Raw genomic sequence first — 12,655 nt, forward strand, 5'->3', positions numbered from 1 at the left:
GAGATAACGGCCTTATCTGAGATGTAACTAATTATGCTGATTAAATTATTAACTAAGGTTTTTGGTAGTCGTAATGATCGTACATTGCGTCGTATGCGTAAGGTAGTTGATGTAATCAACTGTATGGAGTCAGAATTTGAAAAGCTATCTGATGACGAATTAAAAGGTAAAACGGTTGAATTTCGTGCTCGTTTGGAAAAAGGCGAATCGCTGGAGAATCTGTTACCTGAAGCATTTGCGACAGTACGTGAAGCAAGTAAGCGTGTGTTTGCTATGCGTCATTTCGACGTTCAGTTACTGGGTGGTATGGTTTTGAATGAGCGTTGTATTGCTGAGATGCGTACCGGTGAAGGTAAGACATTGACAGCTACTTTGCCTGCTTATTTGAACGCATTGACTGGCCGTGGTGTTCACGTAGTTACGGTGAATGATTATTTGGCACAACGTGACGCTGAAAATAACCGTCCACTGTTTGAATTTCTGGGGTTGAGTGTTGGTGTCAACCTGCCAGGTATGCCTGCACCCGTTAAACGTCAGGCATATGCAGCGGATATTACTTACGGCACTAACAATGAATATGGTTTTGACTATCTTCGTGACAACATGGCATTTAGTCCAGAAGAACGTGTTCAACGTAAACTGCATTATGCTCTGGTGGATGAAGTTGATTCCATTCTGATTGATGAAGCCCGTACTCCATTGATTATTTCCGGCCCTGCTGAAGATAGCTCTGAGCTTTATATTAAAGTTAATAAGCTGATTCCTAAACTGATCCGTCAGGAAAAAGAAGATTCAGATACTTTCCAGGGAGAGGGGCACTTTTCTGTTGATGAGAAGTCTCGCCAGGTTAACTTGACAGAACGCGGTTTGGTTCTGATTGAACAATTACTGGTGGATGCCAAATTGATGGAAGAAGGTGAATCCCTGTATTCACCCACTAACATTATGTTGATGCACCATGTTACCGCTGCGTTACGTGCTCATGCTTTATTTACCCGTGATGTTGATTACATCGTGAAAGATGGTGAAGTCATTATTGTTGATGAGCATACTGGCCGTACTATGCAAGGGCGTCGTTGGTCTGATGGGCTACATCAGGCTGTTGAAGCCAAAGAAGGCGTAGAAATTCAAAACGAAAACCAAACTCTTGCTTCGATTACTTTCCAAAATTACTTCCGTCTGTATGAAAAACTGGCGGGTATGACCGGTACGGCAGATACAGAAGCATTTGAATTTAGTTCTATTTATAAGCTTGATACCATTGTGGTGCCAACAAACCGACCAATGATCCGTAATGATTTGCCGGATCTGGTTTATATGACTGAAGCTGAAAAAATTGAAGCTATCATTGAAGATATCCGCGAACGTACCGGTAAAGGGCAGCCGGTATTGGTGGGAACTATTTCTATTGAAAAATCTGAACTGGTTTCCCATGAATTGACTAAAGCGGGTATCGAGCACAACGTGCTTAACGCTAAATTCCATGCAATGGAAGCAGATATTATTGCGCAGGCTGGTCAGGCGAGTGCAGTAACTATTGCGACTAATATGGCTGGTCGTGGTACCGATATTGTGCTGGGAGGTAGCTGGCAGGCAGAAATTGCTAAACTGGAAGAACCAACAGAAGTGCAGATTGAAGAGATTAAAGCTGCATGGCAGGAGCGCCATGATATTGTTCTGGTTGCGGGTGGTTTGCATATTATCGGTACGGAGCGTCATGAATCCCGCCGTATTGATAATCAGTTACGTGGGCGTTCCGGTCGTCAAGGGGATGCTGGATCATCTCGTTTCTATTTATCAATGGAAGACTCACTGATGCGTATTTTTGCATCTGATCGTGTTACGGGTATGATGCGTAAACTTGGTATGAAACCTGGTGAGGCGATTGAACACCCTTGGGTAACTAAAGCTATTGCCAATGCTCAGCGTAAAGTAGAAAGCCGTAACTTCGACATACGTAAGCAATTGCTGGAATATGATGATGTTGCTAATGATCAGCGTCGTGCTATCTATACACAACGCAATGATTTGCTGGATGTCAGTGATGTTAGCGAAACTATTAGTAGCATTCGTGAAGATGTATTTAAAGCAACCATTGATGCTTATATTCCCCCTCAATCTCTGGAAGAGATGTGGGATATAGAAGGTTTGCAGCAGCGTTTAATTGCTGATTTTGATTTGGAGCTACCGATCAAAGAGTGGTTGGATAAAGAGCCTGAACTACATGAAGAAACTTTGCGTGAGCGTATTCTTGAACGGGCTATTGAAGTCCATAAACGTAAAGAAGAGATTGTTAGCACTGAAATGATGCGTAACTTTGAAAAAGGTATCATGTTGCAGACTCTGGATATGTTGTGGAAAGAACATCTGGCTGCAATGGATTATCTGCGTCAGGGTATCCATCTACGTGGTTATGCTCAGAAAGATCCAAAACAGGAGTACAAACGTGAATCTTTCGCCATGTTTGCAAACATGTTGGAATCACTGAAATATGAAGTGATTAGTACATTAAGCAAAGTTCAGGTGAGAATGCCGGAAGAGGTTGAGGCATTAGAACAGCAACGTCGTATGGAAGCTGAACGTCTGGCAAAACAACAGCAATTAAGCCATGAAGTTGAAAAAGGTGCTTTGATGTCTGAAACAGAGGCTCAGATTGCCAGTGGTGTTCGTAAAGTAGGCCGTAATGATTTTTGTCCTTGTGGTTCAGGTAAGAAATATAAACATTGCCATGGGCGTTTGCAGTAATGATGAAAAGGCGGGAAACCGCCTTTTTACTGTCAGCCTTAATCTACCTCCTTTGGAAACGATATTTGACTATTGGTTGTTTAAGCAGCCAAAAAATAGATGAAGATAATAGTGATATGGAAAAGAAACACCTGCATATAGCTGCTGGAATTATTAGAAACTCACAATATGAAATTTTTATTACTCAGCGTCATGCTGATACTCATATGGGGGGATTCTGGGAGTTTCCTGGTGGGAAGGTCGAAAAAGGGGAAACACCTGAACAGGCTTTGGTTCGTGAACTACAGGAAGAAATCGGTATTACTGTTACTCATTATGAGTTGGTAAAAACGGTTGAACATGATTTTCCTGATAGACTAATTACCCTTTATTTTTTCTTGGTAGGTGAATGGGAAAATGAGCCTTTTGGCAAAGAGGGTCAGCTTTCTCGGTGGGTATTACAGAAAGATTTAATTGCAGATGAATTCCCACCTGCTAATCGCAGCATTGTCGCATTATTGACTACTTGAATTGTTAATAGCCGCATTAATAATGAATAACGCGGCTATTTATTATTGCTCAGGTTGTTCACTCCAATCGTCGCTATCGGAGTCTTCACTTTGGCTTGATATCCGTTTTTCTTCATTTGCCCACTCGCCTAAGTCAATCAACTGACAGCGTTTACTGCAAAATGGTCGGTATGGGCTTATTTCTCCCCAAACCACACTTTTACCACATATTGGACATTCAATGGTTAATAACTCAGACATAATCTCTCTCCGGATAATGAGTTTGTAATCTTAGCAGCATGCCAGTTCAAATGGCAAATGAGCAGGTATAGAGCCTTTTTCACTATCCAGAGGTAAAAAACGGATAGCAAAGCGGGTCTTATGACCAGAGATTTGAGGGAACAATAAAGGTTTTAATGGTAACCGTAATCTTAGTAAATCTGAACCTTCTGCTGTATCTTGGTGAAAACCGTTTTTACTGACTTCTGAACGGAAGGTAGCAGACTGGCGTATTAGTTCTAAAATACTTTCCAGGGCTTGTTGGAGTGGCAACAAGCTATCAATCCAGAATGAAACCATTTTATCTCTTTCTGATTGTGGCAAGTGAAGCCATAGATGCAGGGTGGGTAGATCAAAACCACAGCAGCCGCTTGGAATGCTGAGGCGCTGGCGTACCATACTAATGATTTTATCTTCTTTAAGGGATTGCCCTAGCCGTGGTGCTTTGCTTAGTGCAACAGCTCGTTCTTTTAATTTTAATCTGAAATTATTGACGATATTAATATCAACATCAGGTATCTCGGCCCATTGTTTTAATTTCGCTTGTTGGCGTTCTAATTCTTTTAATAGTTCTGAACGTACTTCACCTCGTTCTAAAACTTCAAGGAGTTCAGCAACAGTACGGAAAAAGGCAAGGCTACTTGCCAATGAGTTTAAATGGCGTTGACTGGTGAGCTGTTGCAGAGAAGATTCAATTCGCAACCATGATCGCATTTTTTCATTCAATGGGTGTTCAAAAATAATTGTAGAAGTTGGGTCACTCATCATGATTATCCTGTCTGGCTGATCCAGCTAATCTTAAATATTGTTGATGTAGTTCGGCAACACGAGGAGCAATTGCCTGTACGTTATCATGATTTGAGATAATGTCATCGGCATAAGCCAGCCTCTCGCTACGGGATACCTGTGCAGTCAAAATATTTTCAACCTGTTGGTTGCTAATACCATCACGAGTGGCTACTCGGTTGATTTGTAATTCAGGTGAAACGTCAACGACTAGAATCCGGTCTGCCAGATGCCCCAAATTATTTTCGACTAATAATGGAATAACCCAAATCACATAAGGTGCAGTTATCTGCTCTAATTGGCGTCTGGTTTCTTTATATATTAGAGGGTGAAGGAGTTGGTTAATCCATTGTTTTTCTTGTTGATTTGTGAAAATTTTCTGGCGTAACAGTGTTCGGTTCAGGCTACCATTTGGCGTTAGTATTTCATATCCAAAGTGTTCTTTGATGGCTTGTAACGCAGGAGTTCCAGGAGCTACGACTTCTCTGGCGATAATATCTGCATCAACAAGAGGAACACCAAGAGCTGCAAAAGCATTGGCTATAGTGGTTTTACCGCTGCCAATCCCACCTGTGAGTGCAATAATATAAGTCATCCTATCCCTTAACATTACTTGATAGTATTTTGGGATTGTAACCGAAAGGGAGGCAGATGACCTAGAGCAAAACTATGGAATTGTTTTTATTTCAAGTGAGTATTGTACCTAGCTGAAAGATTGGCAAATACATTGCGAGTAATAGTATGCCAACAATAATAGCGATTATAACCATAAGTATTGGTTCCAGTAGCTGAGCCATATTCTCGGAAATTTCCAGGGCCTGTTGTTGATACCACTCGGCTAGATTCTCCAATAACAGTTCTAAATTGCCAGACTCTTCGCCAACACTGATGAATTGTTGGCACAGTGCAGGAAAACAAGGTTGTTGTTTCAGTGCTTCGCTCATTGGTATTCCTTGATTAATTTGGGTTCGTAAGAATTTCGTTGCTTTCAAAAATACCGGATGATTTATTGATGCAATAGCACTGTCTAACCCGGCTGTGAGTGTCAGGCCAGCTTTTTGTGTCATAAATAGGATATGGAAAAGTTGCCCTAATTGTTGGCAGCTAATTAATTTCGCAATAATCGGTAAACGTAATATCAGATTTTTCTCACGGACAACCCATATTATGTGGCGTTGGCGTAACTGTAGATAAGATAGGAGTAGTACTATTAATCCAATAGCACCATAGCCACCATATTGAATAAGCCAGTTGGAAGTTATTAATAAACTACGGGTCAGCAAAGGGAGTTGTGCATCAAATGAACGATAAATGTGTTCAAATTCAGGTAAGACAAAAATCAGCATTAATAAAATAATGATGCTGGCAACAACGGTAATAATCAGAGGATAACGCAATGCTTTGGCTATTTTTTTCTGTAACTTATCTTGTTGTTCCTGTTGTTTAACCAATAATTGGCAGCAGTTCTCTAATTGCCCAGTTAACTCACCAATAGCAATGAGTTGATAAAATAGAGTTGGAAATAGAAGTGGGTAATTTTTTAATGAAGCGGAGAGTGATTCTCCGCAGGTAATGTTTTTGCTAATATCTGACAATACGCAATGCCATAATGGATTAACACACTCTCGAATAAGAATATTCAGGCAATTGAGTAATGGCATTCCTGATGATAATAGTGTTGCCAATTGACGAATGAAATTTATCCGGTAGGCAATTTGTTGATGGTGGTAAAATATCCATTTGTCACATTTTATATTATAAGGTTGCAATCCAACATGGATAAGCTGTTGGTATAAAGTTTTTCGGTTATCACATAGTGATTTTCCTTTTGATATTTCACCTTTATTATTAATTGCTTGCCAATGATAAATATAATGGATTTTCATTATTCTTCTTGTCCTGTAACTTGATAAATTTCTTCCAGTGTAGTGATTCCTTGTTCTACTAATAGAATGCCGGATGAAAATAAGGTCTCTTTTCTTTGAGAAATAATAATTCTTTGTAAATCTTGAGGAGCTTGCTGTGATAATACTTGCTGGAGTTCATGTGTTATTTCCAAAAAATCATAAATAGCAGTTCGGCCATAATAACCAGAGAAACAATGCTTGCAACCAACTGCTAGCCATTGCCTGATAAATACAGAATTACTTCCAATATTAATCACTGTTTCATCCGTTTGCTGATTACGGCAATGAGGGCATAATTTCCTGACAAGTCGTTGGGCGATAATTAATTTGATACAAGACGCAGACATATAACCTGAAATACCCAGATTTTGTAGGCGAGATAATGTATCTACAGTTGAATTGGTGTGCAGTGTAGAAAGAACCAGATGACCCGTTTGTGCTGCTTTTACTGAAATTTCGGCTGTTTCACTATCACGTATTTCTCCTACCATAATAACATCTGGATCTTGTCGTAATAATGCTCGTAATACTTTGGCAAAATTGAGATCAATTTTACTGTTAATTTGTGTCTGATTAATACCATTGAGCGGGATTTCAACAGGGTCTTCTACACTGCAAATATTCTTTTTATTCTGATTCAGATATTGTAAACAGCTATATAAAGTTACGGTTTTTCCGCTACCTGTTGGGCCTGTCACTAAAATCATCCCTTGTGGTAATGCTAATTTTTGTCGTAGTTGATTTAATAACTGATCAGGGATACCTAACTGATCCAGTGACAGTTGCCGCATTGTATTTAATATTCTGAGTACAACTTTTTCTCCGTGTATTGTTGGTAAGGTGGCCATACGGATAGCATAGTTATGTTGTGCGTCATACCAATCAAATTGTCCATCTTGAGGTAAGCGTTTTTCGGCAATATTCAATTTCGCCATGATCTTAAGGCGTGCGGCAATGCTGGCATTCATTTGAGGAGATGGAGATGATAAGAGGTGTAATGCTCCATCAACTCGGATACGAATACGATAACCTTGTTGAAATGGTTCAAAATGAATATCAGATGCACGCCGTTGAATTGCAGTTAATAAAGTTTGATTAATAAGCTGAATGACTGGTACATCATTTTCATCTGCATTAATATCAGTCGTAGGTGGTAATAAAGGTGATTCTTCCTCTGGTAAATGACTTAGCGAAATGTTTTGGTGTAATATTGATTCAATTCGTGCCAGCGGCCAAATTTCTACATTAACGATACGCCCGGAAATAAAGCGTAATGCCGCTAATAGATCATCATTGGGTAATTCACTGCTAGCAATTGTTATCGTATTATCTTCTTTTTTTATCACAACAGATTGATGTCGCTGACAAATATCATGAATTTCTCTTTCCATCAATGTGTTTTCTGCTGCTGAAAGTGGATTCATTATTTTTTCCTGAGTCAATATATATTTATAAGGACGATAAATTAACTGTCTATTCTATTATACCCGTTATCTTTTAAGTTGTTTCTTTGTTGGCTGCACTCACTCACCCCGGTCTCAGAGTTATCTATGCTCCCGGGGATTCGCTCCCTTGCCGTCGCGATCCATCTTGAAATTCATTGGGTATACATCTATTTGGCTCTAGAATTTGAATATTTCCTGACAACGATTCTTTAATGATTTACTTGCAGATTCGCATTTATAAATCCATTTAATTGTATCTGTCTGTGGATTTTTCATTGGAATCAATATAACGTTAAGATCTTTAAGGCTCTGTTGTCCATTAATAGTAATTTCTCCCTCTTTAACTGAAATATTTCCAATATATCTGCTATTGTGACTATTAGGAATTGAAGTTGCTCCTGAATTACAGCCTTTAAAATCTTCAGTTTCAAAACTGCAAAGCTCTATACTTGATTTATAAGGTACAATAGCTTGTAACATATCTGTTAAAGCTGCTTTTTGAATATATCCCTGGTAACTGGGAATGCCAATGGCACTTAAGATGGAAATGATAGCAATAGCAACCATGATCTCCATTAAAGTAAATCCTTGTTGTTGTCTCATATTTTTCCTCCGTATTGTGGTATTGCGATATAGAGAATGAAGGAAAGAGAAAAAAATGAAACAAGATGTATGAAGGTTATGGAATTGACTCGAAAAAAGATTTCTTAATTGCAAGGTTTGCAAAAATATTTACGGTGGTGTTCGCAAATTTTCTAGCTACCCATTGCTAATTTACACCACCATCAATATCATTATTGTTAATTACTGAAAGCGCATTGAGAGATCTAATGCTTTAATATGTTTGGTGAGTGCTCCAACAGAAATGAAGTCAATACCTGTTTCAGCATAGCTGCGCAGGGTATTCAGGGTGATATTACCTGATACTTCTAAAGCGACTTTACCTGATGTAATAGCGACGGCTTCTTTCATCATTGGAATAGTAAAATTGTCCAGCATAATAATATCAACATTAGCTTTCAGAGCCAGGATCAACTCATCCAGAGTTTCTACTTCGACTTCAACAGGAACATCAGGGTGAGAATAACGAGCTTTATCTACTGCCTGTTTAATAGAGCCATTGGCAATAATATGGTTTTCTTTGATGAGGAAAGCGTCGAATAATCCAAGGCGGTGATTATTACCACCTCCGCAAAGTACGGCATATTTTAGGGCTGTGCGTAATCCCGGTAGCGTTTTACGCGTATCAAGTAATTGGGTTTTTAAACCGGTAAGAAGGCGAACATAATGACTGACTTCTGTTGCGACACCAGAGAGCGTCTGAATAAAGTTAAGAGCAGTGCGTTCGCCGGTCAGTAATACAGGTGCTGAGCCTTGTAATACACAGAGTTTTTGGTTGGCTATAATTGAATCGCCATCTTTTACCAGCCATTCAACGGAGGTTTGATCGCCCAATTGAGTGAAGACTTCTTTCAGCCATTGCTGACCACAGAAAATGCCATCTTCCCGAGTAATAATTATTGCGGTGGCTTGTTTATCTGCTGGAATTAACTGACCAGTAATGTCAGATGCTAAATCTGTGTTTCCGCCCAAATCTTCTTTTAAGGCAAGGGTGACACTGGCCGGAATGTCATTCTGCAAGCGTTTTATCAGAATAGCCCGGCGTTGATCTGCATCGTAATTTCGTGTCGTCATTGAAAAGCTCCATAAGTGATTGATAACAATATTGATGGTTTTAGCATGCTACCTTGTTGTGCAGTGAACGACTACTATCTTGGTTTTGTCATCAGATTTAAGGATGACAAAATGCGGTTATATAAGGGTTGGACTGATAGAGTTAGAAAGATTCTTTCACCTCATCGTGATTTGCGTCTTCGAGGTGAGCTACCATTACTGCTCGTTATTCATAAATGAGTTCACTTCAAGGGAAGTTTGATAGCCTTTACATTGAGCAGCTCTGTACTGGGACATGGAACGTAGAAGATGACGTTTTTTTCAAGGAAGTGGCAGGGTTGAGAGTTTCTGCTTATTGTTGTTACCCTATCCGTTGTGATAGTGAAATTGTCTGGCATATTCCATTTAGTAGGCGGTCATGGCATGCTGACATGTCCTGCTATATAGGGTGGGGAAAAGGATGGGAAAAGTGCAATGATTTCTCCATGGGATAGAACTGGAGGGGGCATATATTTAGTCACTTACCTGATACATATGAACCTTGTTGTGCTGACACAATGGATTATGCAGGCGTATTCGGATATGGATATATACCCAATGGATTTCAAGATGTATCGCGACGGCAAGGGAGCGAATCCCCGGGAGCATAGATAACTCTGTGACCGGGGTGAGTGAGTGCAGCCAACAAAGAGACAACTTGAAAGATAACGGATATATACCCAATGGATTTCAAGATGGATCGCGACGGCAAAGGAGTGAATCCCCGGGAGCATAGATAACTCTGTGACCGGGGTGTGTGAGTGCAGCCAACAAAGAGGCAACTTGAAAGATAACGGGTATATACCCAATGGATTTCAAGATGGATCGCGACGGCAAGGGAGCGAATCCCCGGGAGCATAGCCAACTATGTGACCGGGGTGAGTGAGTGCAGCCAACAAAGAGACAACTTGAAAGATAACGGGTATAAAAGAGCATATCACTGGCCGCCATGATATTGCTTCGGGAAGAAAGACAGATCTAGGACCTTATTTCGATTGGACACATTATCAGCAATTGTTGCAGGAGCAGAAAGAATGACCCTCTTTATACTGTTGTTAGTGCTGGCGTGGGAAAGGTTATTTAAATTAGGTGACCATTGGCAATTGGATCACCGTCTTGAACCAATTTTTACCAACATAAAGTCTTTTTCATTATGGAAAAGCTTATTGATGACATTAGCTGTGATGCTGCTTACATGGCTATTCATTGTAATACTTGATGATTTTATGTTTGGAATTCTTGAACTGATTTTATGGGTGTTCATTTGTTTGCTGTGTATAGGTGCGGGGCGTTTACGGCTTGATTATCGTGAATATTTTCGTGCTGTTCATCAGGATGACAGAGAGCAACGAAGAGAATATCTTGCTCGTCTTGTCGTCATTCATGGTTTGCCCTCTGATGCTAGTAAAGAAAATAAATTGCGAGAGATGCAGAATGCTCTTCTATGGATAAATTTTCGCTATTACTTGGCACCGATTTTTTGGTTAATCGTTGCCGGTAAATTAGGGCCGGTTGCTTTGATGGGATATTGTTTCTTAAGAGCTTATCAAGGCTGGTTAGCACAATATGGTACGCCGATTCAGCGTGCACAGTCTGGCGTTGATAGCCTGTTGCACTGGTTGGACTGGATTCCGGCTCGGTTGGCAGGTGTTGCTTATGCTTTGTTAGGGCATGGTGAGCGAGCTTTACCCGCGTGGGTTGCTTCTCTTAGTGATTTGAGAACGACGCAATATAAAGTAGTGTGTCAGCTTGCGCAGTTTTCATTAAGCCGTGAACCACATCTTGATTCAATTCAAACACCTGTTGCAGCGGTGATACTGGCGAAAAAGGTGACTTTTTCTATCATTGTAGTTGTTGCCTTACTGACAATTTATGGGGCATTGGTTTGAGTCGTTGGCTTAATGACTCTGACCAATTCGGGTTTTATTTATCCCGTGTATGGAATTGTTTGACTTACCTTTAGCTATTAGAGCCGGTTTATGCAGCGCCGACTGGCGCTGCAACAATCGCCGCAACAACTAAGCAGATGGTTGAACATCAGACCACACGGAAATAACCGCGACGGCTCTGGCTAGCCCTCCGGCGCCGTCAGTCTTCAACAGAACCGGTACCACAGACACTTGCGTTGATGCCGTATAGTTATCGTTCCCTTGTTTAAGGTATCTTGAGTTCTCTCCTTCACCTCGGTGGCCGGTACTGAGTGATAAGGGTTTGTTGGCCGCATCAGTAAACATGAAGGCGACATCCTCTATTGAAGAGGCTAGGGCATTCGGTTTCCCCGGCACAAATGGCCCATCGATCCGGTAGAGTAAGTGTGAATTTTGAAATACATCATCATCGCCGGAACAGGTGCTGCTTATCCCTATTTGTCTCGCTGATTCCAGTGTATCTCCCACCTGTTTACCTGCTCTTTTCACTGTTCCCCAATCCACCGATGACGGGGTAAGGACAACGGCACAGGTGGACGGTTTTTTAACGGATGAAAGGATGACTGTGGTCCACAGGGGGTTCAGCATGCCGTTAGAACCCGATATTGCCGCTGGAACCCAACTGATCGAGCCCACTGACAAATGACTTCCCCCCGGTTTCGCATTGAAATTGCCGTCACTGTCCGGGTAAATTGCCCCGGTTACCGAGCGGACACTGATGTCAACCAGACCGTTGGCATCCGGGACGCAGGGAATGTTAACGCTGGTATTCCCTTTGACCAGACTGGTTGATTGATAGGTATTGGGTGAACCATGCGTCTGGCAAGAGAGTGAAGATTGCCCAATATCAACCATAAAGTCACCAGCCTTTCCTACCCGGACGCTACTCGGTGACGACGAAGAGATCGATGAGCCTGTTCCCGATCCCACGGTGTAAGTCATCAGCTGCGTCCCGGCGGGGACGCGGCAGGTTGTCGACCAATCAAGAGGGCCACTGGTGGTATAACCCACTATTTCATCCCGTGAATAATCACGCTTATCTTTGTTGTTCGGCATCATGGCATAGCCGGTTACGGTAACATTGCTAACTTTATTCACCAGTTCAGTCTCGCAGTCCTGATAAATTTCTGCCGCTTGGAGTGGTAATGCGGTCAATAAAAAGAACAGTGACGCCCCCAGCCCCATGATGGTTGGGACGGGGTTTGCTGCATGACTGCCCCACAAACGTTCAGTGTCTAACATCCTTCTCTCTCCAAATTACTTATCTGTTTACATTGCTCTTTCGCTGCCGGGGCTAACCTCGCTTTTGGTGGTGTCCCGGACGTAAAAGCGATACCGGTGATATCTCATATGGGCACCCCGGT

General features: G+C 41.3%; 11 protein-coding genes. 3 read left to right on the plus strand and 8 right to left on the minus strand.

Annotation, left to right across the window (positions count from 1 at the left end):
- Positions 1 to 33: 33 nt before the first annotated feature.
- Together secA and mutT are read left to right on the plus strand one after the other, a co-directional pair.
- Positions 34 to 2,745, plus strand: a complete 2,712-nt coding sequence (gene secA, locus AM629_RS12005) for a preprotein translocase subunit SecA (RefSeq protein ID WP_054479215.1) — start codon at positions 34 to 36, stop codon at positions 2,743 to 2,745.
- 116 nt (positions 2,746 to 2,861) lie between these two features.
- Entirely contained in the window at positions 2,862 to 3,254 is a 393-nt protein-coding gene (gene mutT / locus AM629_RS12010) for an 8-oxo-dGTP diphosphatase MutT (RefSeq protein ID WP_054479263.1), read from the plus strand.
- Positions 3,255 to 3,296: 42 nt separating this feature from the next.
- Here mutT and yacG read toward each other — a convergent pair whose 3' ends face one another.
- From yacG to nadC, 7 genes are all read right to left on the minus strand, one after another.
- Entirely contained in the window at positions 3,297 to 3,494 is a 198-nt protein-coding gene (gene yacG / locus AM629_RS12015) for a DNA gyrase inhibitor YacG (protein WP_054479217.1), read from the minus strand.
- Between the two features lie 30 nt (positions 3,495 to 3,524).
- Positions 3,525 to 4,277, minus strand: coding sequence for a cell division protein ZapD (gene zapD, locus AM629_RS12020; RefSeq protein ID WP_054479218.1), 753 nt, complete (start codon positions 4,275 to 4,277; stop codon positions 3,525 to 3,527).
- A complete protein-coding gene (gene coaE / locus AM629_RS12025) occupies positions 4,270 to 4,893 on the minus strand; it encodes a dephospho-CoA kinase (RefSeq protein WP_054479220.1) in 624 nt (207 codons plus the stop codon). The genes zapD and coaE overlap by 8 nt, the downstream gene beginning before the upstream one ends.
- 91 nt (positions 4,894 to 4,984) lie before the next feature.
- A complete protein-coding gene (hofC, locus tag AM629_RS12030) occupies positions 4,985 to 6,184 on the minus strand; it encodes a protein transport protein HofC (protein WP_054479222.1) in 1,200 nt (399 codons plus the stop codon).
- Positions 6,184 to 7,629, minus strand: a complete 1,446-nt coding sequence (gene gspE / locus AM629_RS12035; RefSeq protein WP_054479224.1) for a type II secretion system protein GspE — start codon at positions 7,627 to 7,629, stop codon at positions 6,184 to 6,186. Before gspE ends, hofC begins: the two co-directional genes overlap by 1 nt.
- A gap of 198 nt (positions 7,630 to 7,827) precedes the next feature.
- Positions 7,828 to 8,253 carry a prepilin peptidase-dependent pilin gene (gene ppdD / locus AM629_RS12040; RefSeq protein WP_054479226.1) on the minus strand — a complete coding sequence of 142 codons (426 nt, stop codon included), beginning with the start codon at positions 8,251 to 8,253 and terminating at the stop codon, positions 7,828 to 7,830.
- Between the two features lie 201 nt (positions 8,254 to 8,454).
- Entirely contained in the window at positions 8,455 to 9,345 is an 891-nt protein-coding gene (gene nadC, locus AM629_RS12045) for a carboxylating nicotinate-nucleotide diphosphorylase (RefSeq protein WP_054479228.1), read from the minus strand.
- A gap of 1,052 nt (positions 9,346 to 10,397) precedes the next feature.
- Between nadC and ampE the strand changes: the two genes are divergently transcribed.
- Positions 10,398 to 11,252, plus strand: a complete 855-nt coding sequence (ampE, locus tag AM629_RS12055) for a beta-lactamase regulator AmpE (protein ID WP_054479230.1) — start codon at positions 10,398 to 10,400, stop codon at positions 11,250 to 11,252.
- 129 nt (positions 11,253 to 11,381) lie between these two features.
- On the opposite strand, the gene AM629_RS12060 is transcribed toward ampE, so the two are convergent.
- Positions 11,382 to 12,533: a hypothetical protein gene (locus tag AM629_RS12060; RefSeq protein ID WP_054479231.1), complete on the minus strand. Its 1,152-nt coding sequence runs from the start codon at positions 12,531 to 12,533 to the stop codon at positions 11,382 to 11,384.
- Between the last annotated feature and the right edge of the window lie 122 nt (positions 12,534 to 12,655).

The sequence above is a fragment of the Photorhabdus heterorhabditis genome (genome assembly GCF_001280945.1).
Lineage (GTDB): Bacteria > Pseudomonadota > Gammaproteobacteria > Enterobacterales > Enterobacteriaceae > Photorhabdus > Photorhabdus heterorhabditis.